Below are 22,565 nucleotides of genomic sequence, written 5' to 3' on the forward strand. Positions count from 1 at the left end.
GATGCGCGAGATTATATTCGATACCGAAACCACGGGACTGGAGTTCAAGAACGACCGGGTCATCGAAGTGGGGGGCGTGGAGTTGCTCAATCACTTCCCGACGGGGCGGACATTTCATGTCTATATCAATCCCGAGGAACGCAAGGTTCATCCTGATGCTCTCGCGGTGCATGGGATAACGGACGAATTTCTCAAAGATAAGCCGATTTTCTCCGAAATCGTAGCGGAGTTGCTGTCGTTTTTCGAAGGAGCTCGCTGGGTTGCCCACAATGCGAATTTCGACATGAGCTTTATGAATGCGGAATTCGAACGCCTCGGTCTTCCCCCGATAGGCGCAGAGCAGGTTGTGGATACGCTGGCCATGGCCAGGCGCAAACATCCAATGGGGCCGAATTCCCTCGATGCATTATGCCGGCGATATGGCATCGACAACTCCCATCGAACCAAGCACGGAGCTTTGCTCGACGCAGAGCTGTTGGCCGAAGTCTATATCGAAATGCAAGGGGGGCGACAGGCCGCCTTGGGACTTGTGCATACGGAAGCGGGCGCCTCAAGGCGTGGAGAGGATACCGCGGAAGAGATTGTGCTGCTCGACGCGACAAGACCTCATGCGCTAGCCGAGCGTCTTACCGCCCACGAGATTGAATGTCATGGAGCGCTCCGCCAAAGGCTCGGCGCAAAAGCGATCTGGAACAAGTACGAATGAAAAGCCCCGGTCGAAGCCGGGGCATAGCTGACGTCAATAAAAGAAAAATCAGTTCGGGGCAGCAGACACCTGAGCCCTTGTCTTCTCCTCCGCCATCCGCTGGGCGAACATCTGAGCGAAATCGATCGGGTCGATCATCAGAGGCGGGAAGCCGCCATTGCGGGTCGCATCGGCGATAATCTGCCGCGCGAACGGGAACAGCAGACGCGGGCATTCGATGAACAGAAGCGGCAGCATGTGCTCCTGCGGGAAACCTGCAATTCTGAATACACCGCCATAAACGAGCTCCGCCGCGAATACGACCTTGTCTGCGTCTTTCGCTTCTGCCGTCAGGCTGAGAACCACGTCGAAGTCAGTATCCGAAAGCGGATTGGCATTAACGTTGACATTGATGTTGATGGCCGGCGCCTTGTCGCGCGCCTGCAGAGACCGGGGCGCCCCAGGATTTTCAAAGGACAGATCTTTGATGTACTGGGCAAGAATGTTCAATGTCGGGCTTGTTGTTGCCTGAGCGCCGTTCTCGTTGGCCATAATGGTCCTCGCATATTGAAGTTTGATGGCCATCTAACATTTCGATATGGGCCTTACAACCCTCCGACCTCTCGGCAGCCTGCTGGCTTTAGAAGCCTCACGAAACTGTTCGGCTTCCGTATTTGAATGATCGGCATTTGCAGACTATATGAAAAAGCGGAATTTAATTGGAGCGATGGCCGGGTTCGTATGGGATCGAATGAATTTGTAACGCTGTTCTTTTTGGTGGCGGCTGTGTTGATCTTTCTGCAGCTGCGCAGCGTGCTGGGTCGCCGCACAGGAAACGAAAAGCCTCCCTTCGACCCTTACAGTCGCAGGGACTCGACCAAGCTGCCCGAGGGCGAAGATGGAAAGGTCGTCACGCTCCCCAAGAGAGAGGTGAATGACGACGGAAATCGTTTCGCCGTGGCGGACTCGTATGCCCCCGCCGGCACCGCTCTCAACAGCGGACTTCGCGAAGTCTTGAAAGCCGACCAGAACTTCAACCCGCGTGAATTTCTGGATGGCGCCAAGATGGCCTATGAAATGATTGTTTCGGCCTTCGCCGAGGGAAACCGACAAACTCTGTCCTCTCTTCTGTCGCCCGAAGTCATGGAAGGGTTTGACCAGGCCATCCGAACCAGGGAAAGCCGCGGTGAAAAGGTTGTATCTACCTTCGTGGGTATCGAAAAGGCGGACATCGTTCAGGCTGGTGTGAGGGATAATGAGGAGCATGTGACCGTCCGCATCACCTGCCAGCTTATCCAGGCAACATACGACAAGGACGGTAAAGTCATAGACGGGGATGCGGACGTCGTGTCTGAAGTGAACGACATCTGGACCTTCGCGCGGGACGTGCGGTCTAGAGACCCGAACTGGAAGCTCATTGCTACTGAAGCGGATCAATGACCGGTCGTCGCGCCGACTTCACACTGAAGCCCTGCACCTTCGCAGACTTGCCGAGGTGGGAAAACGATGATGCGACATGCCTTCTCGAACCGCTACGGAAATGCCTCGACTACGTAAAGAAAACCAAGCCGTATCGGGTGGGCAGTCTCGGCCTGCTGTCGGACGATCTGGATGCAGTGGTGACGACCATTCCCCCAGTGGCATCAACCACGCCTGAACGGGCGCGTCACTTTTTCGAAACCAGCTTCGTTCCCTTCATGATTCAGCCGTCCGATGGGCGCCGGGGGTTCGTAACCGCGTTCTACGAGCCTGTCGTCGAAGTCTCCGATCGTCCTGACGACGTGTATTGCTATCCGTTCTATCGGCCCCCAGTGGATCTAATAGAGATTGCCGACGGAAACCGGCCGGATGGTTGGCCCGCCGATTACCGCTTCGGCCGTCGAACCGGCGAAGAAATTTCGATTTATCCTGACCGAAGGGCGATCGACAGTGGCCTCCTTGAGGGCAGGGGTCTTGAGATAGCCTGGGCTAAATCGTCGGTCGATGTCTTCTTCGCCCACGTACAGGGCGCGGCGCAACTTCTGTTCCCGGACGGACAAATTAGAAGAATCACCTATGCCGCAAAAAATGGACATCCATTTATCGGGATAGGTCGACACCTGATCGACATTGGAGAGATCCCGGAAAGCCAGATATCCATGCAGGCGATCCGGGCGTGGCTTCGCGACAACCCCGCGCGCGTGGAAGAGATTTTGTGGACGAACCGCTCCTACATATTCTTCCGCGAAAGCTTGGTCGATGATCCGGCTCTCGGCCCGATCGCTGCTGCAAAGGTCCAACTTGTTCCCGGGCGGTCGCTCGCCGTCGATCGGGAAATTCACACGTTCGGCTTTCCGATTTTCGTCCACGCAGAGACTATCACGCACATCGATGATGAGAGACCCTTCGCCCGGTTGATGTTGGCGATGGATACAGGCTCGGCCATTGTCGGACCCGCCCGTGGAGATATCTTCACGGGCTCCGGGGATCTCGCCGGCGAGCATGCGGGAGCGGTGAGAAGCGCCGCAGACTTTTACATTCTGATCCCGAAGGATGCGGCATCGAGGTACATCCCATGAGCCGGGACAGGAAGCTCACGCCGGAAGATCGGATCCTGTGGGGGCGGATCGCTCGCACGACGCGTCCGTTGCCGGGCCGACTGGAGGAGATGCTTCAGCTCACGGAGGAATTCGAAAAGATAGTCCCTGAAGCGGGCGGTTCCAAGGAGGCCAGTGTTGCGGTCGCCCCTCCATCCCAGCGCGACGTAGCGCGACGCGACAAGGTTGGCGGCGTGCACCATCCGTTGGAGCGGCCCGTGAAGCGAAAGTTGTCTCGGGGGCGACTGGCTCTTGAGGCGCGACTGGACCTTCATGGCTTGATCCAGAGCGAGGCGCACACGGTGTTGCTCGATTTTCTGATCCGGGCCCACGAGCGAGGTCTCAGGCACGTGCTCATCATCACCGGCAAGGGAAGTTCCCTGGGAAGTGATGGGGCATTGAAGCGTGCCGTCCCGATGTGGTTCGCAAATCCCCAGTTTCGGTACCTGATATCCTCGTATGAAACTGCCGCACACCATCACGGCGGTGAGGGGGCGCTCTACGTTCGTTTGTCGCGTGGGGGGAGAGAACCGTCGTGACTCCCTTTGCAGAATTGGTGCGCGACCTGCGTCGTCAGAGAGGGGTGTCGCAAAAGGAGATGGCGTACGCCATAGGCGTCTCACCGGCATATCTCTCGGCTCTCGAACACGGGAAACGAGGCAAACCGAGTTTTGATCTGCTGCAGCGTGTCGCCGGCTACTTCAACATCATCTGGGACGAAGCCGAACAACTGTTTCAGACTGCTGGCGTCTCCGACCCAAAGGTTACCATCGATACGTCAGGTCTCCCAACTCCCTACACCGCATTTGCCAATGCTCTGGCCGCTGAAATACGAACGCTTCCGATCGAGTCCCTTCTGGCTCTTCAGGAAGTCCTCGACCACGCGCAAAAGCGCGGTAACTGACGTGTTTTCCCCCTGTTTTGACTGCCTGCGGCCTGCGGATGTTTTGATCGCTCAAACAAAACCTCTATAGTCCCGCCTAACGCTGCGGCTGATTCGAAATAGCCGTTTTGCCTTAAATGGAAAGAACCTTGATGAGTGACATTCCTGTAACTGCAACCGCAGATTCGTCAGAATACGGCGCCGATTCGATCAAGGTGCTGAAAGGACTTGACGCGGTCCGGAAGCGGCCGGGGATGTATATCGGCGATACGGACGATGGTTCGGGCCTGCATCACATGGTCTATGAAGTCGTTGACAACGCGATCGATGAGGCGCTCGCCGGTCATGCTGACCTCGTGACCGTCACTCTTAATGCCGACGGATCCGTGAGCGTAACCGACAACGGGCGTGGTATTCCAACCGATATACACTCCTCCGAAGGCGTGTCGGCCGCAGAAGTCATCATGACCCAGCTGCATGCTGGTGGTAAATTCGACCAGAATTCCTACAAGGTGTCAGGCGGTCTCCACGGCGTGGGCGTCTCCGTCGTCAACGCGCTGTCGACCAAGCTAACGCTCCGCATCAGGCGTGGCGGGAAAATCCACGAGATGAGCTTCACCCATGGCGTGGCTGATGCACCGCTTCGCGTCACTGGTGATTATGAAGGACGGTCGGGCACGGAAGTCACCTTTCTGCCAAGCCCGCAAACATTCACGAAGATCGAGTTTGATTACGGCACACTGGAACATAGGCTGCGTGAGCTGGCATTTCTCAACTCCGGAGTGAGAATTTTGCTCACGGACCGCCGCCATTCGGATGTCCGGCAGGACGAGATGATCTACGATGGCGGTCTGGAGGCGTTCGTTTCGTATCTCGACCGCTCTAAGAAGCCTCTTGTGGAGAAGCCCGTTGCCATTCGTGGAGAGAAGGATGGCATTACGGTCGAAGTGGCCATGTGGTGGAACGATAGCTACCACGAGAACGTGCTCTGCTTTACCAACAACATTCCTCAGCGGGATGGCGGGACGCACATGGCGGGGTTTCGCGCGGCTCTGACCCGCCAGATTGTTGGCTATGCCGATACGGCTGGAATTACCAAAAAGGAAAAGGTGTCGCTGACTGGCGACGACTGCCGCGAAGGCCTGACGGCAGTTCTGTCCGTCAAAGTTCCCGATCCCAAATTCTCCTCTCAGACGAAGGACAAGTTGGTATCGTCAGAGGTAAGGCCGGTGGTGGAGAGCCTGGTGAACGAGGCGCTCGGGACCTGGATGGAGGAGCATCCTACGGAGTCCAAGGTCTTGGTCGGAAAAGTCGTCGAAGCCGCGGCAGCTCGTGAGGCGGCTCGCAAAGCCCGAGAACTCACACGCCGAAAAGGTGCCCTCGATATCGCCTCTCTTCCGGGCAAGCTCGCCGACTGCTCGGAGCGGGATCCCTCGAAATCCGAATTGTTCCTGGTCGAGGGTGACTCGGCGGGCGGGTCGGCCAAACAGGGGCGTTCGCGCGAGACGCAGGCAATTCTGCCCCTTCGAGGCAAGATTCTCAACGTTGAGCGTGCGCGCTTCGACAAGATGTTGTCGAGCCAGGAGATCGGCACGCTGATCACAGCGCTCGGAACGTCGATCGGCAAGGACGAGTTCAATCCCGATAAGCTTCGGTATCACAAGATCATCATCATGACGGACGCCGACGTCGACGGCGCACACATCAGAACGCTTCTTCTGACTTTCTTCTTCCGGCAGATGCCCGAGCTCATCGAACGGGGACATCTCTACATCGCACAGCCGCCGCTCTATAAGGTGACGCGCGGAAAATCAGTGCAATACCTGAAGGACGAGAAGGCGCTCGAGGACTACCTCATCTCGATGGGTCTTGACGACACGACGTTGGAACTTGGATCTGGTGAGGTCCGTGCGGGTGCTGATCTCCGGGAAGTCATCAACGATGCGCTACGTCTGCGTTCGCTGGTGGAGGGATTGCACTCCCGTTACAGCCGCAACGTTGTTGAGCAGGCGGCAATCACCGGGGCTTTGAACCCCGAACTGACGCGCGACAAAGCCCGCGCCGAGGCGACGGCGGCTGAGGTTGCACGGCGGCTCGATCTTATTGCCGAAGAGACCGAACGTGGCTGGACTGGTCACGTGACAGATGAAGGCGGGCTGCGGTTCGAGCGCATGGTTCGCGGCGTCAAGGAAGTCGCCGCTATCGATGTCGCCCTTATCGGATCGGCGGATGCTCGTCATATGGATCAGCTTTCCACCCGTCTTCAGGAGGTTTACGCAAGCCAGCCGCTCCTTTCACGCAAAGACGGTCAGACGCAGATCTCCGGGCCACGCGCGCTGCTCGATGCAATTTTCGCATCTGGCCGCAAAGGACTGTCGATGCAGCGGTACAAGGGTCTCGGCGAGATGAACGCCGAACAGCTCTGGGAAACAACCCTCGATCCGAACGTGAGATCCCTTTTGCAGGTCCGGGTGGCTGATGCAACGGATGCCGACGGCCTCTTTGCGCGGCTGATGGGGGACGAGGTGGAACCGCGTCGCGACTTCATTCAGGAAAACGCGCTCAGTGTAGCCAACCTGGATATCTGACGTTTTCACGTGAATCAGGCGAGGTTTGATTCACGTGAAACACTAGTCGACCATCAATACGTGCCTAAAGGCGATTTCGCTGAGCGGCCGCCGACCATTCGGCGTTTCATCCCCACTTGGGATGCCTTCGCGTATCTTGCCGATTGCGACTGCTACCTCTACGTGGTGATCTTGCGGAACACGCAACACCTCAGCCGCACGCACAAAATTGACACCACCCATTGCGTGGGCGGCCAGCCCACATTTCAATGACTGCAAAGCGATAGCCATCCAGGCCGCTCCCGCGTCAAAACTGTGGCTGCGAAGCGGCCTTGTTGAACCGTCCGGTCGTCTGCTCAACGTGTCGGAAATTACGAAAATCAGAGCGGAAGCATTTCTAGCCCACGCTTTGTTTCCTTCATCAAGAAGTTCAAGCGCCGTCTCGAATTCGTGGTCTTGACGCAAGAAATAGATAATTCGCCATGGTTGACGGTTTGATGCCGAGGGAGCCCAGCGGGCAGCCTCGATAATTGTCAGCAACGTGTGATGGTCGATTTGCTCTCCAGTGAAAGACCGAGGCGACCACCTGTCTAGAAATATGGAATCGATCGGAAACTCCGAGATTCTGCCGTTCGATGATGTCATGTCCGATCCTCTTGGCATTCGCGCGCTTATCGCGAACGCTCCTGTGATTCAAACTTCCTAAACCAGCCTTTGGAGAAGAAAATTTAAGTTCGAAGATCTATGATTTAGCGCATGGAACCACGCGAGCAAGAGAGCGTTTTCGCGGGTGCAACAAAAGCGTTACACATCAAGCGAACTCTGATAGCGTTTGATGCATGTAACCAATGATCGTTCCCGAACGGGAAGGGGTGGCCAATGTTCTACCAATTGTACGAGATGAATCATGCGTTCATGGCGCCCGTCCGGGCAACAGCGGATGCTATGAATCTCGCCTGGAAAAACCCCTTGAACCCATGGTCACATACCGTCGTTGGGCGCTCTCTTTCAGCCGGGTTTGAAGTCTTCGAACGTGTGACACGCCGGTACGGTAAACCCGCTTTTGGGCTTCCCACGACCACTGTCGCTGGCGAGAGGGTCGCGGTGGAGGAAGAAATTGTATGGCGCAAGCCCTTCTGCGACCTGATCCATTTCAAGCGACATCTGACGCCCGGTGCGGACAAGGGCCCGCGTATCCTCGTCGTTGCGCCTATGTCGGGTCATTATGCCACTTTGCTTCGCGGCACTGTCGAAACGCTGATGCAAAACGCAGACGTCTACGTCACCGATTGGATCGACGCACGAATGGTGCCGGTCACGGAAGGCGATTTTGATCTCGATGATTACATCGATTACGTCATCGAGATGCTGCATCACCTGGGTCCAGATACCCATGTGGTTGCCGTCTGCCAACCTTCGGTTCCGGTTCTGGCGGCCGTTGCCGTGATGGAAGGAGATGATGACACCTGCGCGCCGTCATCGATGACGCTGATGGGCGGACCGATCGATACCCGAATCAATCCGACCGCCGTGAACCAGTTGGCGCAGGACAAGCCGCTTGAATGGTTCCGCGACAACGTCATCATGCAGGTGCCGTGGCCACAGCCCGGTTTCATGCGCCAAGTCTATCCGGGCTTCCTGCAGCTTTCCGGCTTCATGTCGATGAACCTCGATCGTCACATGATCGCGCACAAGGACTTCTACATGCACCTCGTCAAGAACGACGGGGACTCGGCCGAGAAGCATCGCGATTTCTACGACGAATATCTGGCCGTCATGGATCTGACGGCGGAGTTCTACCTGCAGACGGTCGACACCGTCTTCATCAAGCATGCCCAGCCGAAGGGCGAGATGATGCACCGCACGAAGCGCGTCGACACCACGGCCATCCGCAACGTCGCACTTCTGACGGTCGAAGGGGAAAACGACGACATTTCCGGCGTCGGCCAGACCAAGGCGGCGCAGACGATCTGCACCAACATTCCCGACCACATGCGTATGCACTACATGCAGCCGGACGTCGGTCATTACGGGGTCTTCAACGGTTCCCGCTTCCGTCGTGAGATCGCTCCGCGGATCATCCAGTTTGCCAAGACGCACACCAAGAATGTCAAGGCGCAGACACCGGTCAAGCGCGTCATCAAGGGCGGCAAGGCCCTCTGATACTTTTGACAATCTGAATTTAAGAAGCGGATTCAGTCGGTTCTCCGATTGGGTCCGCTTCTTTCTTGAAGCCCGCCTGCGCATTTCCCACATCGAAACCATCGGACGGCATTCCGCCGCCCGCGAGAACGAGGTTATCGATGATGAACCAGTCAGCACTGCTTCGGCCGGATTGGACTCCGGCAACCGTCGCCCTGATGGTGGTCGGCTTCATGGTCTTCTGGCCGCTCGGTCTGGCCATGCTCGCCTATATCCTGTTTGGCGAGAAGTTTCAGAACTTCAAGCGCGAAGCCAATCGAAAGGCCGATACGGCTTTCGCGTGGTGCCGCACAAACAGCTACTCCGCCTCTGGCTCGACCGGCAACGTCGCCTTCGACGACTGGCGTAAAGCCGAGCTTGAGCGCCTGGACGAAGAGCGTCGCCGTTTGGACGAGATGCGCGCCGAATTCGACACTTATGCCCGCGAACTGCGTCGGGCCAAGGACCAGGAAGAGTTCGATCGCTTCATGCGCGATCGTCAGCAGGTGAAGACCGCGGACCAGTCCGGTCCGACCCAAGGCTTCACCGGCAACTGATCCGGCACATAGCTCTGAAAGAACGAGGTCGGCGCCATCGCGCCGACCTTTTTTGTTGCTGTACAAGACCCAGAATCGGCTAGAACACGAATCATGTTCCCCCTGCTGAAAAAGCTGACACCGCAGAGAGCACCGGCGATCCAGCTGGAGCGTGCGATCGCCGTTGACGGCCGGTCCATCCCGCTCACCATCCGCAAGAACAGCCGCGCGACCCGGATCACGCTCAGGATCGAACCGGGCGGCCGCGCGCTGAAGATGACCATTCCACCGGGCCTTCGAGAACGCGACATCGATGATTTCCTCGATCGTCACCAAGGCTGGCTTAGCACCAAGCTTAAACGCCAGAAGACTGCAGGAAGCATCGAGGATGGCGGTGAGATTCTCGTCCGGGGCATTCCGCATCGCATCGTCCATACCGGACAGCTTCGTGGACTGACCCAGTCGATCGACAGCGAGGTCGGCCACGTTCTGAGCGTCAGCGGGCTTGAGGATCATCTGCCCCGGCGCGTTGCCGACTTCCTGAAGAAAGAAGCGCGCCGCGATCTGGAGCAACTTGTGGCGCTTCATGCCAAGACGGTCGGGAAGCCGGTCAAGAGCATGACCTTGAAGGACACCCGCAGCCGCTGGGGATCCTGTTCCTGGGACGGCAAGCTGAGCTTTTCCTGGCGCATTGTGATGGCACCACCGCTCGTCATCGATTATCTCGCAGCCCATGAAGTCGCCCATCTGCGCGAGATGAACCATGGCCCAGCCTTCTGGGCACTCTGCGGCAAGCTCTGCCCTCAGATGGATGAGGCCAAGGCCTGGCTGAAGCGCCACGGTTCGGCGCTGCATGCCATCGACTTCGACTGAGCAACCCTGAGACCTTTCAGCCTTTGTCGCAAATTGGCTCGACTCTTTTTTGATTTCGTGCGACTTCGCTGCCATGAGACCCGATATCAAGATCTGCGGACTGAAGACGCCGGAGGCGGTCGATCGTGCGGCTGACCGCGGCGCGAGCCATATCGGCTTCATCTTCTTCGCGAAAAGCCCACGTAACATCGAGCCAGACATTGCAGGTACACTCGCCGACCGCGTTCGCGGCCGGGTGAAAAGCGTTGCGGTGACGGTGGATGCCGACAATGACGATCTCGACGAAATCATCGCCTTGATGCGCCCGGATATCCTGCAGTTCCATGGTCATGAGAGCCCGGAACGCCTTTTGACAGTCAAGGCGGTCACCGGACTGCCGATCATGAAGGCATTTTCCATCCGCGATGCCGATGACCTGAAGCGGATCGAGCCCTATATCGGGATTGCCGATCGTTTTCTCTTCGATGCCAAGCCGCCGGTCGGATCGGACCTGCCGGGCGGGAACGGCGTCACCTTCGATTGGCGTCTCCTCCGGTCGCTTGACGACAGCGTCGATTACATGCTTTCCGGAGGCCTCAACAAGGCCAACATCGCAGAAGCCCTGCGAGAGACCGGGGCGCGGGCGATCGATATCTCATCCGGAGTGGAATCTGCCCCGGGCGTCAAGGATCTGCAGATGATGGACGAGTTTTTTGCGGCTGTTGCCGAAGCAAGTCGCGCACAGCCGGTTTCAGGGAGTGTCAAGTGAACCAGTCACCCAAGCCCAATTCCTTCCGTGAAGGTCCCGACGAAGACGGCCGTTTCGGTATTTTCGGTGGCCGCTTCGTTGCCGAGACGCTGATGCCGCTGATCCTCGACCTGCAGGCGGAGTGGGAAAAGGCAAGGACGGATCCGGAATTCCAGGCCGAGTTGGCGCATCTCAATACCCATTACACCGGTCGTCCGAGCCCGCTCTATTTCGCTGAGCGCCTGACGGAAGAACTCGGTGGCGCGAAGATCTACTTCAAGCGTGACGAGCTCAACCACACCGGCTCGCACAAGATCAACAACTGCCTCGGCCAGATTCTGCTCGCCAAGCGCATGGGCAAGACCCGCATCATCGCCGAAACCGGCGCCGGCCAGCACGGCGTTGCCTCGGCCACGGTCGCAGCCCGCTTCGGCATTCCCTGCGTCGTTTACATGGGTGCGACCGATGTCGAGCGTCAGGCGCCGAACGTCTTCCGCATGAAGCTCCTCGGTGCCGAAGTGAAGCCGGTCACGGCTGGCCATGGCACGCTGAAGGATGCCATGAACGAGGCGCTGCGTGACTGGGTCACCAATGTCGATGACACCTATTACATGATCGGCACCGCTGCCGGCCCGCACCCCTATCCGGAAATGGTCCGTGAGTTCCAGTCGGTCATCGGCCGCGAAACGCGCGAACAGATGCTGGCAGCCGAAGGCCGCCTGCCGGACATGCTGGTTGCTGCCGTCGGCGGTGGCTCGAACGCAATCGGCCTCTTCCATCCCTTCCTGGATGACGAAAGCGTGCGCATCGTCGGCGTCGAAGCCGGTGGCAAGGGTCTCGAAGGCGAGGAACATTGCGCTTCGCTGACCGCGGGCACGCCGGGCGTCTTGCATGGCAACCGCACCTACCTGCTCCAGGACGGCGACGGCCAGATCAAGGAAGGTCACTCGATCTCCGCTGGTCTCGACTATCCCGGTATCGGTCCGGAGCACTCCTGGCTCAAGGACATGGGCCGCGTCGAATATGTCCCGATCAAGGACGACGAAGCGCTTGCCGCCTTCCAGCTGCTGACACGCACCGAAGGCATCATCCCGGCGCTGGAGCCGAGCCACGCCCTTGCCGAAGTCGTTAAGCGCGCGCCTCGCATGGACAAGGACCAGATCATCGTGATGAACCTCTGCGGCCGCGGCGACAAGGACATCTTCACTGTCGGCAAGATTCTCGGTATGGGGCTCTGATCATGACTGCGCGTATGGACCAACGTTTTGCTGCCCTGAAGGCAGAAGGCCGCCCGGCTCTCGTCACCTATTTCATGGGTGGCGATCCGGACTACGACACGTCGCTTGCGATCATGAAGGCCCTCCCGGAAGCCGGCGCCGACGTCATTGAACTCGGCATGCCCTTCTCGGATCCGATGGCCGATGGCCCGGCAATCCAGCTTGCCGGCCAGCGGGCTTTGAAGGCCGGCCAGACCCTCGTGCGCACGCTCGATCTGGCCCGCGAATTCCGCAAGACCGACAACGAAACGCCGATCGTCATGATGGGGTACTACAACCCGATCTACGTCTATGGCGTCGAGCGTTTCCTTGACGACGCACTCGCCGCCGGCATCGACGGCCTGATCGTCGTCGACCTCCCGCCGGAAATGGATGACGAACTCTGCATCCCGGCCCGCAGCCGCGATATCAACTTCATCCGTCTAGCGACCCCGACCACCGACGACAAGCGTCTTCCGACCGTTCTGAAAAATACCTCGGGCTTCGTCTATTATGTCTCGATGAACGGCATCACCGGCTCGTCGCTGCCCGATCCTTCGCGTGTTGCCGGCGCCGTCCAGCGCATCAAGGCGCACACGGACCTGCCGATCTGCGTCGGATTTGGCGTCAAGACCGCCGAACATGCGCGCCTCATCGGTGCCAATGCCGATGGTGTCGTGGTCGGTACTGCGATCGTCAATCAGGTTGCCACCAACCTCACAGCCGATGGAAAAGCGACGGCGGATACGGTTCAGGCCGTCGCCACGCTGGTGCGCGGACTGGCAAGCGGCGTGCGTTCTGCCCGCCTTGCTGCTGCCGAATAAGCACCCCATATGGGCTTTAAACATCAGGAGTACGCCGCGTGAACTGGATCACCAACTATGTGCGCCCGCGAATCAATTCCATGCTGGGCCGCCGCGAAGTTCCGGAAAACCTCTGGATCAAGTGCCCGGAAACGGGCGAGATGGTCTTCCACAAGGACCTGGAAGAGAATAAGTGGGTGATCCCGGCTTCCGGCTATCACATGAAGATGCCGGCCAAGGCGCGCCTGACGGATCTCTTTGACGATGGAGCATACGAAGCCCTGCCACAGCCGAAAGTGGCGCAGGATCCGCTGAAGTTCCGCGATTCCAAGAAATACACCGATCGCCTTCGCGACAGCCGCGTGAAGACGGATCAGGAAGACACGATCGTTGCCGGAGTCGGCACGGTGCAGGGCCTGAAGCTCGTGGCCGTCGTTCACGAATTCAATTTCATGGGCGGTTCGCTCGGCATCGCCGCCGGCGAAGCGATCGTGAAGGCGTTCGAACGCGCCATCAAGGAAAAGTGCCCGTTGGTCATGTTCCCGGCTTCGGGTGGCGCTCGCATGCAGGAGGGCATCCTCTCGCTGATGCAGCTGCCGCGCACGACGGTGGCCGTCGACATGCTGAAGGAAGCCGGCCAGCCCTATATCGTGGTCCTGACCAACCCGACCACGGGCGGCGTCACGGCGTCCTATGCCATGTTGGGCGATCTCCACATCGCGGAACCGGGCGCCGAGATATGCTTTGCCGGCAAGCGCGTCATCGAGCAGACCATCCGCGAAAAGCTGCCCGAGGGCTTCCAGACTTCGGAATACCTGTTGGAGCACGGCATGGTCGATATGGTGGTCAAGCGTCATGACATTCCTGACACGCTGGCTCGCGTCCTGCGAATGATGCTGAAAAAGCCGCAGCCAGACACTCGAAAGAAGCTGCCCGCGCCTGAGGCCATTGCCGTCTCACCTGCTTAATCCGCGCCGCACCGAACAGCTGTCGACGAGATCATAGAAATGACCAAGCCCGCCATCAGTGAGGCAGAGCTGGAGATCGAAAGGCTCATGGGCTTGCACCCAAAGGGCTATGATCTCTCGTTGACGCGCATCACCCGTCTTCTTGAAACGCTGGGAAATCCCCAAAAGCGTTTGCCTCCCGTCATCCATGTGGCCGGAACAAACGGGAAAGGCTCTGTGTCGGCTTTTTGCCGTGCACTGTTGGAAGCCGGCGGCATGAGCGTGCACGTTCATACCTCACCGCATCTTGTCCGATGGCACGAGCGATATCGCATTGGTCGAAAAGGCGAACCCGGACGCTTTGTGGAGGACGCAAAGTTTGCCGATGCTGTTCGGCGCGTGGCTGAAGCCAATGCGGGCCAGCAAATTACCGTATTCGAAATTCTGACAGCTGTCGCATTCCTGCTCTTCTCCGAGGAACCTGCTGATGTTGTGATTATGGAAGTGGGCATGGGGGGCCGCTTTGACTGCACTAACGTCATCGAACAACCCGCTGTTTCAATCGTCATGCCCATATCTCTCGACCATCAAGCCTATCTCGGTGATCGCGTGGAACTGATCGCCGCGGAGAAGGCGGGGATAATGAAGCGCGGCTGTCCAGTCGTGATTGGTCATCAGGAGTTTGACGCCGCGCTGGAGGTTCTTATGACGACCGCTGAGCGACTGTCCTGTCCCATGAGTGTCTATGGACAGGATTACTTCGGTCACGAGGAGTTCGGCCGATTGATCTATCAGGATGAGTTCGGTCTCTCCGATCTTCCGTTGCCGCGGCTTCCCGGTCGTCATCAGTACGCAAACGCAGCAGCGGCCATCCGTGCGGTGAAGGCGGCAGGCGTCGTATTGACCGAAGACATTGTCGCCAAGGCTATGACGACGGTTGAATGGCCGGGACGACTTCAGCTTCTGACAGAGGGAGCGCTCTATGCAGCAGCTCCAGACGGCTGTGAGTTATGGGTCGACGGCGGCCACAATCCCGGCGCCGGAGAGGTGATAGCCGAGGCAATGGCGAGTTTCGAGGAACGCACATCGCGCCCACTTGTTCTCATCATCGGAATGCTCAACACCAAGGACCCGACCGGCTATTTCCAAGCCTTTGCAGGTATCGCGTCTCACGTTTACACCGTTCCCATCAGGGGAACGGATAATGCCCTTGACCCAGTTGTCCTGGCGGATGCTGCTATGGATGCTGGGCTGGTGGCGGAGCCCGTGTCGAGCATCCTGGACGCTCTGCACGCCGTAACGGAGCGACAGGAGAAGGATGTTGCCGCCCCCCGCGTCATGATCGGTGGGTCGTTGTATCTGGCAGGTAATGCCCTTGCAGACAACGGCACTCCCCCGAATTGAAGAAGCCCGGCGTACCGGGCTTCACATTCATCGACTTATGCTAGCAGTGAGCTTAAACTGCTCCAGCGATCCAGCTTGACAAAGCTGTTTTGGGGGCCGCTCCGACCTTGATGTCGGCAACCTCGCCACCCTTGAACATCGCAAGAGTCGGAATAGACCGAACGCCGAATTTGGCGGCGAGCTCGGGGTTTTCATCGATATTCAACTTGGCGATCTTGACCTTTCCAGCCATCTCCTGCGAGATTTCTTCCAGGCTCGGTCCGATCATCTTGCAGGGGCCGCACCATTCAGCCCAGAAATCCACGATGACAGGCTCAGCAGATTCAAGAACCTCCGCCTGGAAATTTGCGTTGTCGACTTTAACCGTAGCCATGATTGCTCCTTTCGCGGTCGAAGTATCTGACAGACATGTGAGAACGTTGGCCCGCCTTTTCAATGGGGCCTGTATTTCACAGTGTGTTGAGCTCGGCAAGCGTGCTGTCCAGCAACTCAGGTGGAAGCTCAAGCAGCTTCGCCTCTTCGGTGTATATCAGCAAGCCGTCAATTAAATGGCCTGGGTAGATGGGTTTCAGAAGTTCCCGATATATCGCCAGCTGAGCTCTATGAGTGAAGGGGACGTGAGAAAGATCGCGTGGTGGAATACGGTTCGTCTTGTAGTCGATCAGGATGACCCGTCCCTCGACCACGGCAAGCCTGTCGATTCGTCCACTCACCGCCCGGTCTTCACCAGCGATCATCAGAGTTCCCATGATGGATACCTCTGCCTGTCCGTAGGACGACATTATCTTCCTCATATCGGGGTGCTGGATAAGTTGGGCTATCTGCTGAAACAGTTGCAGGCGTTGCACTGTTGTCCAGAACCGCGCCGCGCGCGAAATGTAACGCTCCGCCGCGGCCATCCGATCTTGTTCCGACACGTCTGGTAAAACCTGCAGCAGTCGATGAACCAGGCGTCCTTTTTGCAAGGCTCTGTCGCTCTCCTGCTTCGGCGCGAAGAGCCTTGATCCGATGATAGCGTCACTAGGCGCATCCTCAACAAAAAAGCCGACGCCCGAAGGGCTCAGGGGACGCGGAAGTTGGCTCGGAGGTGGCAATGGCGTGAGCAAGGCGGGCGGGAGTTCATATTGTTGCAATCTGGCAGGTGGAGGTTCGTGTCCTTCAATTCGAGCAGCCTGTTCAGGCAGCTCCCAGACGATGCCGTCCCACTGGTCCCCAGCTGTGGTGAAACGTTCCTCCCGACAAAACCTCGACTCTGCACGCAACGCGGTACTCACCATGTCGTGCCATATGTCGCTCGGCCTCTGCTTACCGCAGTATCCGCAGATGACGAGGCGATCGGCTGCTCGGGTCATGCCCACATAAAGAAGGCGCCTGTACTCATCTTCGGCCAGCTGGCGAATCCGGTCACGATCGAACTGCGAGACGCATGTCTCCAGGTTTTTCGTCGGCACCCAGATTGGCACTGTCTTGCCGTGCTCTGTTGTCGCAAACCGGAACCGCGGCAGATGGTTGCTATTGAAGGGTCGACCCCCACCATCGACAAGGAAGACAACCGGGGCTTCCAGACCCTTCGAGGCATGGACGGTCATAATCCGTACCTCGTCACGGGAGGAGTCCTGCTCTCGCTTGATTTCCGGCGCTTCGGTTTCGAGCGCGGCAACAAATGCCTGGAGGCCTGGCATGCCTCCGCTCTCGTGATCTAGAGTGAGGTTGGTGAATTCGTCGAGAACGTCCGCTGCTTCTGATCCTAATCGACCCAGAAATTTGCGTCTGCCCCCAAAGGCGCCAAGCACATGGGCGTAGAAGCCATGGACGGACGACCGTCGCGAAAGCTCGACCAGTTGCAGCAGCTCTGATGTGACCCCGTGCCAGACGCTGTCTGCATCCGTTTCAGCCAACGTCAGGATTCTCTGCCAAAGGGAATATCCTTCCGGACGGAACGCGGCTGCTTCATAAAGCTCCGTTTCGGTGAGATTGAAAAGTGGGCTTTTCAGGAGCGAAGCAAGAGACAGATCGTCGGACGGCAGCAATACGAAACGGCCAAGCGCAAGAAGATCTTGAATGGCTATGTGTGTCGTCAGCTTTAATCGATCCGCGCCTGCCACGGGGATATTGCCGCGACGCTTCAGCTCCCGCGTAAGTGCTCCCACAAAGCTGTCACGTTTCCGAACAAGCACGAGAATGTCTCCTGCGCGGATGGCGCGTTCGACGCCATCGTCGACGATTTTGCCCTGCCTGATCATCTGCTCCATTGTTTCGGCGATACGCCGCGCGACGATCGCCGGAGGAGCGTTCTCAGGGGTCGAATCGAAGGGAGCAGTCCAATCATCGCTTTTCTGCGTCGCGTCCGCAGCGATCATGTCCCAAACTTCGACGCGGCCGGGGTGACCGATACGGTTCGAGACATGAACGATCGCTTCGGACGACCCGCTCAAGCCACGAGCGTTGTCCTGGAAACGGAAGACCTGGTCGACCGCTGAAAGAACCGCTCCGGTTGACCGGAAGGAAAGCGGAAGGCGTACGGCACTGAAATCCAGGCCCCCCTGGCTGACGTCTCTTTCCGTAGCGCGGCTTTCCTCTGAAAAACGTTCGGGTCTAGCGCCCTGGAACGAGTAGATCGACTGCTTCTCATCGCCCACAGCGAAGAAGGTACGCAAGCCCGGACGAGCGCTCTCGCCCGAAAAGAAATCGTCACGAAGCGATCGTATTACCGACCATTGTACGGGACTGGTATCCTGAGCCTCGTCGACGAGGATATGGTCAATACCCTGATCCAGCTTATAGTGAACCCAGGGGGCGGCGTCGCTTTTGGTCAGGAGCTCCGCTGTTCGCGCAATCAGATCTTCGAAGTCCAACTGACCCCGGACCTTCTTCCGATACTCATAATCGCCAATCAGGAATTGAGCGAGGACCAGAGCCGCCGAAGTTGCTTCGTATGTCTGTACAAGTCGTACTCGCTCGCGGCACTGCAACAAGTGTTCTTGCGCCTTGGTGAACCAGTCGCCGACATCGATCACCTGCCGCTGCATTTCCGCCGTAGCAACTGTTTTCACACTTTTCGGCGCCCCAAGCTTTGTCAGAAGTGCGTTCTCTAGCCGGGCAAGTTTCAGCATAGGATCTGTTTCGCCAGTCGCCGCACGCAATTCGGAGGCGACTGCTTGAGCATTGGCTCCGCCGATTTTGTCGGCAAGCTCAAGATAAACCGCAAGATTTTCGCCTGAGAGGCCGGCCAATGGCCAAACAGCCTCAGCGGCCGACCGAACCGTCTCGGTCTCCTTCAAGCCGAGGCGACCACGGAGCACTTGGTTGAAACCGTCTCCGCGCTCCGCCGCGGAAAGGAAATCCCGCAATGACTGCCGATTGCTGACAATATCAGCAAGAAGAGCTTCAAGGCCGTGTTCGTCAGCCAAGGAAAGAACGTGCTCGAAGGCGCGCACGAGTTCCGGATTCTGCCTCGCAGAGGCGAGCGTCAGAAGCGAACGCTTGACATCATCAAGAAGCGTTGAGGCCGCCCTATCCTCCAGGACGGTAAAATGGCCCGCCACATTGGCCTCAAGCGGAAACTGGTGCAGCAGCGCCTCGCAGAATGCGTGGATGGTCTGAATCTTGAGACCGCCTGGAGTTTCGAGAGCCTTGGCGAAGAGTTGTCGAGCGTCGCGTAGCTTGGCTTGGTTCGGAGACTGTCCCTCGATTTTCTCGATCCGCAGGGCGAGTTGTTGATCATCCAGTCTCGCCCACTCGGCCAGCCGTGCAAAGACGCGATTGGACATCTCAGATGCGGCTGCTTTCGTGTAGGTCAGGCAAAGAACGGAAGAGGGCCTTGCCCCAGACAGCAGCAGTCTGATGACTCGTTGCGTTAGCACATGCGTCTTGCCAGATCCGGCGTTCGCTGACACCCATGCGGATCGTCGGGGATCGGAGGCGAGGGCTTGCTGCGCTGTTGTCCAGTCCGCCGGATTCAGTCCCTCCGGCATCATTGTAACATCACTCATCGCCGACCTCGTCGGCTTCGGCGGTCGACCATTCCGCCACGCGCGCAAGATGATCGTAGTCTCCGCCGAGATCGCCTTGCTGGAAAGGTATGAGACGGGACACAAAGCCGCGCTCGCCGCTAAACAGAAGCGCGACAAAGCGGTTTAGCTGTGATGCGGCGTCCGATCCCAGGTCTGACGCGGACTTTACTTTGTCGCCCTTGCCGCTCTGCTCATTGTTCACTGCCTCAGCCCCAAAACGCGCACCCGGACGAAGACGCACATACAGTAGATCGTTCGGTTTGCGGATGCCGACGTTTTTAAAGGCACCGGCCTGAAGCGCGGCTGCCTCGAGAGGCAGCTGCGGATCGAGAAGGCTTCTTGCCTGAGCCACGCTGGGGCTGGAGCCAGTCTTGTAATCGATTATATCCGCAAGACCGTCGATCCGAATATCGATTCTGTCGGCAACGCCCGTCAGACGGATACCAGCACCCTCTAGTTCAAAGCCTGCGGGAACCTCTGTAAACGACTGGCTATATGATCCCTGCCGATTTTGCTCCCATTGCAAAAATGGATCGGCAATGCCCCAGAAGCGGTGACGCCAGACAACATCTATATGCGGCGGAAGCTTCGCGGCCGCGAAGCACTCGTTAATGATTCGCTCGACCTCGGATCGCTCCACCTCATTTCGTGAGAGCATCGCCTCGCGCACAAGCCGTTCCACTATCTTATGGTAGAGTGTGCCTCGTTCAGCAGGTCCCGGTTCGCAGCTGAAGGGGGCGATCGGTTCAAGTCTGAGGATACGTCTCGCATAAATCGAATAAGGATCACGCCGCAGTCGTGCCACCTCGCTGAAGGAGTACTGGCGTGGCTGCAAGGCCGCATCGGGCCTTGGCTCGGGACGTCGCGCCGCAGGCTGGGCTTCGCCTTCATCGAGCATCGCAACGAACTGTCTGTACCGATCACCACGTAGCTGGAGTTCTTCAGCAAGACCGTCACCGGCAAGTGCAAGCAGTCGCTGCAACCAGCGGGAGGCGACGGTGGGTGTGTTCCCTTGGCGCAAGGAGCGCGAAAAAATCAGCCTCCTGGTGCCGCACGCCATTTCGAAGTCGTGCGCCAGCTGGCCGGTCCGCCGCTCGGGTGGCTGAAGACCGATGTCTGTCTTCATCGTCCGCGACAGAAAGGGATTGTTCGTCGTCTGCGTTGGCCAAGAGCCTTCATTCAGACCTCCCAGAACCATCGTGTCGACATTCTGGAGGCGGGCCTCGAGGGTACCGAAGATAAAGACCCGAGGGTGCCGCATGGCTCTTGGCTTCACGGCCTCGCCCGCACTAAAAGCTTCGACGAGATCGATCCACTCGAGACCGGTGGCTTCCAGCTGTCCGTCCGTTTCGATGATCTGCTCGAGCAGGTTCGCCAGCTTCTCGCCCGCCTCGTCACCCCATAAGCTGGATAGGTCGCCTCGATCATCAATGCACACGGCTTCCAAGGCCTGACCGGTAAGGACTGCCCACTCGGAGAGCGGTAGTCGACGGTCTGCGGCATTCTTAAGATAGGCGAGTGCGTGGTCCATCAGCGTGGCAAGAGTGGCGGCCCCGGCCACCGCTTCTTCGCCGAGGTTCTTTCTCCAAAGGGGTGGATGCCTCTCCTGCGACTGTGCCTTCAGTTGATCTTCAAGAAGGCTCCGCACGTCTTTTATGTTCGCGTTTTTTGTCCCGCCTCGCAGCGCCAACAGCTCCAGCATCTCGGCCGATGTCACGATGTCGTGTTCGTTGCAGCCGAAACGTGCGAGCGGATGTTTTAACAATCCGGCGATCGTCGTCGGATTGCCGGGCTGCAAGCACGCGTCGAGCAGCAGACCAAGGATCGTCCCCTGCCTGCTTCCTGTGAGCGGTGTGCCGGCGGTGTCATCGGCGGCAATGTGATAGCGCGCCAGTTCTGCGACAACCCGCTTGGCAAGGTTCCGATCGGGAGTGACAAGCGCCACCCGGCTTTCGCCGGCGGCGCCGACATCCTCCAGCGCCAGACGGAGCGCGGTGGCGATGGCAGCCGCCTCTTCCCGCTCGTTAGCGGCTTCGATCAGGCTGACATCCTTAAAGGCATTCGAGATCCGCCCCGGATCGAAGCTGGACCGCCATTCCATCCAACTGTCGGTGGCGCCGGCCGGCGTTAACGCACGCGAAATGATCTCTGCCCGATCCGCCAGGTCGTCGTCCGGCCGTCCAAGTGCGGTGACATCATTTCGATGAACTCCCAACTGTTTCAGCAATTGGGACAATCCGTACTGTGGATGACTGCGCGAGGCAGGATCAGGAATACTCATGTCCCCGAGTTGAGCTCCAACGAGTGACCAATGAGCGTCGGGCATCGTCTGATCAAGACCCGGCAAGACCACGATACCTTCCGGTATCGATGCTGCTGCCGCAATCAACTCAGCTGCTGCGGGAATGGAGCCCGTGGATCCTGCAATAATGACGGGGTCTCGGCTATCGAGCGCAAGTAGCCGTGCGGCTTCACCCCGGAGTTGGGCGTTGCGATGTCGCACGGGGGAAGAGCGGTTCAGTTCGTTCAGTCGATCGGGCCAGAACGTTCTCGCTATCTTGAGGAACTCCAGCGTCAGCTGCCACCATCCGGCAAAGTTGCCGGCCTCGATGGTCTCCAGGAGATTCCAGTCGGTTTCTTCCGTCTCGATCGCATCGATCAGTTCGGCGAGCGCCCTCGCGAGCCACACCGCGTCCGCGGGGCTTGCGGGCGCCACGAGCGGGGTATCAGAATGAAGACTGCGGACGATTTCGGGCAGCTGGTTCCGCCAGGCGAGAATCAGCCGTCCGAGTTCGATGAGGCGCGCCGTATTACTGATCGGTGGGTAGAAATCGAGAATATCAGGCGCGTCCACATCGAAGTAACCAAGATCTTCTTCCGTTTCGCCGAGCGGCTTTATGATCGGCAGTATGGCGGTCTGACCACCCATGAGATCGACAAACTCCGACCGCAATTCGCGGGCTGCGCGACGGGTGGGCAGATAAATCGTTATCTTGGCGAGAGCCAGCGGATCGGTCGGATCATGCCGAAAGCCTCGGATAAGCCGGCCGTTGAGCAAGCCACTCGCCAGCTCCCGGAGGAAAGGCACACCCGGGGCGATGGTCATGATCTGTC

Annotated in this window: 19 protein-coding genes; 14 read left to right on the top strand and 5 right to left on the bottom strand. The window is 58.4% G+C overall.

The window, feature by feature from the left end:
* Window position 1: 1 nt before the first annotated feature.
* Entirely contained in the window at window positions 2-706 is a 705-nt protein-coding gene (gene dnaQ / locus J5J09_RS00825; protein WP_208547834.1) for a DNA polymerase III subunit epsilon, read from the top strand.
* 48 nt (window positions 707-754) lie between these two features.
* Here the strand turns inward: dnaQ and secB are convergent, their stop codons facing one another.
* Window positions 755-1,237, bottom strand: coding sequence for a protein-export chaperone SecB (gene secB, locus J5J09_RS00830; RefSeq protein WP_208552942.1), 483 nt, complete (start codon window positions 1,235-1,237; stop codon window positions 755-757).
* Between the two features lie 189 nt (window positions 1,238-1,426).
* On the opposite strand from secB, the gene J5J09_RS00835 reads away from it, so the two are divergent.
* From J5J09_RS00835 to gyrB, 5 genes are all read left to right on the top strand, one after another.
* Window positions 1,427-2,125 carry a Tim44/TimA family putative adaptor protein gene (locus J5J09_RS00835; RefSeq protein WP_208552944.1) on the top strand — a complete coding sequence of 233 codons (699 nt, stop codon included), beginning with the start codon at window positions 1,427-1,429 and terminating at the stop codon, window positions 2,123-2,125.
* Complete coding sequence (locus J5J09_RS00840) at window positions 2,122-3,243, top strand: murein transglycosylase A (protein WP_208547835.1); 1,122 nt, start codon at window positions 2,122-2,124, stop codon at window positions 3,241-3,243. Before J5J09_RS00835 ends, J5J09_RS00840 begins: the two co-directional genes overlap by 4 nt.
* Window positions 3,240-3,800, top strand: a complete 561-nt coding sequence (locus J5J09_RS00845; RefSeq protein ID WP_208547836.1) for a Smr/MutS family protein — start codon at window positions 3,240-3,242, stop codon at window positions 3,798-3,800. Before J5J09_RS00840 ends, J5J09_RS00845 begins: the two co-directional genes overlap by 4 nt.
* Window positions 3,797-4,165: a helix-turn-helix domain-containing protein gene (locus J5J09_RS00850; protein ID WP_208547837.1), complete on the top strand. Its 369-nt coding sequence runs from the start codon at window positions 3,797-3,799 to the stop codon at window positions 4,163-4,165. Before J5J09_RS00845 ends, J5J09_RS00850 begins: the two co-directional genes overlap by 4 nt.
* A 131-nt stretch (window positions 4,166-4,296) precedes the next feature.
* On the top strand, window positions 4,297-6,732 hold the full coding sequence (gene gyrB / locus J5J09_RS00855) for a DNA topoisomerase (ATP-hydrolyzing) subunit B (RefSeq protein WP_208547838.1): 2,436 nt from the start codon (window positions 4,297-4,299) through the stop codon (window positions 6,730-6,732).
* Window positions 6,733-6,774: 42 nt separating this feature from the next.
* Here gyrB and J5J09_RS00860 read toward each other — a convergent pair whose 3' ends face one another.
* Complete coding sequence (locus J5J09_RS00860) at window positions 6,775-7,356, bottom strand: nitroreductase family protein (protein ID WP_208547839.1); 582 nt, start codon at window positions 7,354-7,356, stop codon at window positions 6,775-6,777.
* Between the two features lie 234 nt (window positions 7,357-7,590).
* On the opposite strand from J5J09_RS00860, the gene phaZ reads away from it, so the two are divergent.
* From phaZ to J5J09_RS00900, 8 genes are all read left to right on the top strand, one after another.
* Complete coding sequence (phaZ, locus tag J5J09_RS00865; RefSeq protein WP_208547840.1) at window positions 7,591-8,874, top strand: polyhydroxyalkanoate depolymerase; 1,284 nt, start codon at window positions 7,591-7,593, stop codon at window positions 8,872-8,874.
* A 143-nt stretch (window positions 8,875-9,017) separates the two neighbouring features.
* Window positions 9,018-9,449, top strand: a complete 432-nt coding sequence (locus J5J09_RS00870; RefSeq protein WP_208547841.1) for a DUF2852 domain-containing protein — start codon at window positions 9,018-9,020, stop codon at window positions 9,447-9,449.
* A gap of 93 nt (window positions 9,450-9,542) precedes the next feature.
* Entirely contained in the window at window positions 9,543-10,301 is a 759-nt protein-coding gene (locus J5J09_RS00875; protein WP_208547842.1) for a SprT family zinc-dependent metalloprotease, read from the top strand.
* Between the two features lie 73 nt (window positions 10,302-10,374).
* On the top strand, window positions 10,375-11,049 hold the full coding sequence (locus J5J09_RS00880) for a phosphoribosylanthranilate isomerase (RefSeq protein WP_208547843.1): 675 nt from the start codon (window positions 10,375-10,377) through the stop codon (window positions 11,047-11,049).
* Window positions 11,046-12,266, top strand: coding sequence for a tryptophan synthase subunit beta (gene trpB, locus J5J09_RS00885; RefSeq protein WP_208547844.1), 1,221 nt, complete (start codon window positions 11,046-11,048; stop codon window positions 12,264-12,266). The genes J5J09_RS00880 and trpB overlap by 4 nt, the downstream gene beginning before the upstream one ends.
* A gap of 2 nt (window positions 12,267-12,268) precedes the next feature.
* On the top strand, window positions 12,269-13,108 hold the full coding sequence (trpA, locus tag J5J09_RS00890) for a tryptophan synthase subunit alpha (protein ID WP_102021214.1): 840 nt from the start codon (window positions 12,269-12,271) through the stop codon (window positions 13,106-13,108).
* A 38-nt stretch (window positions 13,109-13,146) separates the two neighbouring features.
* Entirely contained in the window at window positions 13,147-14,055 is a 909-nt protein-coding gene (gene accD, locus J5J09_RS00895; RefSeq protein ID WP_208547845.1) for an acetyl-CoA carboxylase, carboxyltransferase subunit beta, read from the top strand.
* 39 nt (window positions 14,056-14,094) lie between these two features.
* Window positions 14,095-15,438, top strand: coding sequence for a folylpolyglutamate synthase/dihydrofolate synthase family protein (locus J5J09_RS00900; RefSeq protein WP_208547846.1), 1,344 nt, complete (start codon window positions 14,095-14,097; stop codon window positions 15,436-15,438).
* Window positions 15,439-15,490: 52 nt separating this feature from the next.
* On the opposite strand, the gene trxA is transcribed toward J5J09_RS00900, so the two are convergent.
* The 3 genes from trxA to addB all read right to left on the bottom strand — a co-directional run bounded on the left by trxA (window position 15,491) and on the right by addB (window position 22,557).
* A complete protein-coding gene (gene trxA / locus J5J09_RS00905; RefSeq protein WP_208547847.1) occupies window positions 15,491-15,811 on the bottom strand; it encodes a thioredoxin in 321 nt (106 codons plus the stop codon).
* Window positions 15,812-15,887: 76 nt separating this feature from the next.
* Entirely contained in the window at window positions 15,888-19,430 is a 3,543-nt protein-coding gene (addA, locus tag J5J09_RS00910) for a double-strand break repair helicase AddA (RefSeq protein ID WP_208547848.1), read from the bottom strand.
* Complete coding sequence (gene addB / locus J5J09_RS00915; protein ID WP_246745762.1) at window positions 19,423-22,557, bottom strand: double-strand break repair protein AddB; 3,135 nt, start codon at window positions 22,555-22,557, stop codon at window positions 19,423-19,425. The genes addA and addB overlap by 8 nt, the downstream gene beginning before the upstream one ends.
* Between the last annotated feature and the right edge of the window lie 8 nt (window positions 22,558-22,565).

It is taken from the genome of Ciceribacter sp. L1K22 (genome assembly GCF_017599385.1).
Taxonomy (GTDB): domain Bacteria; phylum Pseudomonadota; class Alphaproteobacteria; order Rhizobiales; family Rhizobiaceae; genus Allorhizobium.

What these genes read in the sequence shown, in the direction of transcription:
- phaZ (WP_208547840.1), top strand. Translation starts at nt 7,591, where the DNA reads ATGTTCTACCAATTGTACGAGATGAATCATGCGTTCATGGCGCCCGTC.
- J5J09_RS00845 (WP_208547836.1), top strand. Translation starts at nt 3,240, where the DNA reads ATGAGCCGGGACAGGAAGCTCACGCCGGAAGATCGGATCCTGTGGGGG.
- J5J09_RS00875 (WP_208547842.1), top strand. Translation starts at nt 9,543, where the DNA reads ATGTTCCCCCTGCTGAAAAAGCTGACACCGCAGAGAGCACCGGCGATC.
- dnaQ (WP_208547834.1), top strand. Translation starts at nt 2, where the DNA reads ATGCGCGAGATTATATTCGATACCGAAACCACGGGACTGGAGTTCAAG.
- trxA (WP_208547847.1), bottom strand. Translation starts at nt 15,811, where the DNA reads ATGGCTACGGTTAAAGTCGACAACGCAAATTTCCAGGCGGAGGTTCTT.
- gyrB (WP_208547838.1), top strand. Translation starts at nt 4,297, where the DNA reads ATGAGTGACATTCCTGTAACTGCAACCGCAGATTCGTCAGAATACGGC.
- J5J09_RS00900 (WP_208547846.1), top strand. Translation starts at nt 14,095, where the DNA reads ATGACCAAGCCCGCCATCAGTGAGGCAGAGCTGGAGATCGAAAGGCTC.
- J5J09_RS00835 (WP_208552944.1), top strand. Translation starts at nt 1,427, where the DNA reads ATGGGATCGAATGAATTTGTAACGCTGTTCTTTTTGGTGGCGGCTGTG.
- addB (WP_246745762.1), bottom strand. Translation starts at nt 22,557, where the DNA reads ATGACCATCGCCCCGGGTGTGCCTTTCCTCCGGGAGCTGGCGAGTGGC.
- J5J09_RS00840 (WP_208547835.1), top strand. Translation starts at nt 2,122, where the DNA reads ATGACCGGTCGTCGCGCCGACTTCACACTGAAGCCCTGCACCTTCGCA.
- addA (WP_208547848.1), bottom strand. Translation starts at nt 19,430, where the DNA reads ATGAGTGATGTTACAATGATGCCGGAGGGACTGAATCCGGCGGACTGG.
- trpA (WP_102021214.1), top strand. Translation starts at nt 12,269, where the DNA reads ATGACTGCGCGTATGGACCAACGTTTTGCTGCCCTGAAGGCAGAAGGC.
- J5J09_RS00860 (WP_208547839.1), bottom strand. Translation starts at nt 7,356, where the DNA reads ATGACATCATCGAACGGCAGAATCTCGGAGTTTCCGATCGATTCCATA.
- J5J09_RS00880 (WP_208547843.1), top strand. Translation starts at nt 10,375, where the DNA reads ATGAGACCCGATATCAAGATCTGCGGACTGAAGACGCCGGAGGCGGTC.
- J5J09_RS00870 (WP_208547841.1), top strand. Translation starts at nt 9,018, where the DNA reads ATGAACCAGTCAGCACTGCTTCGGCCGGATTGGACTCCGGCAACCGTC.
- secB (WP_208552942.1), bottom strand. Translation starts at nt 1,237, where the DNA reads ATGGCCAACGAGAACGGCGCTCAGGCAACAACAAGCCCGACATTGAAC.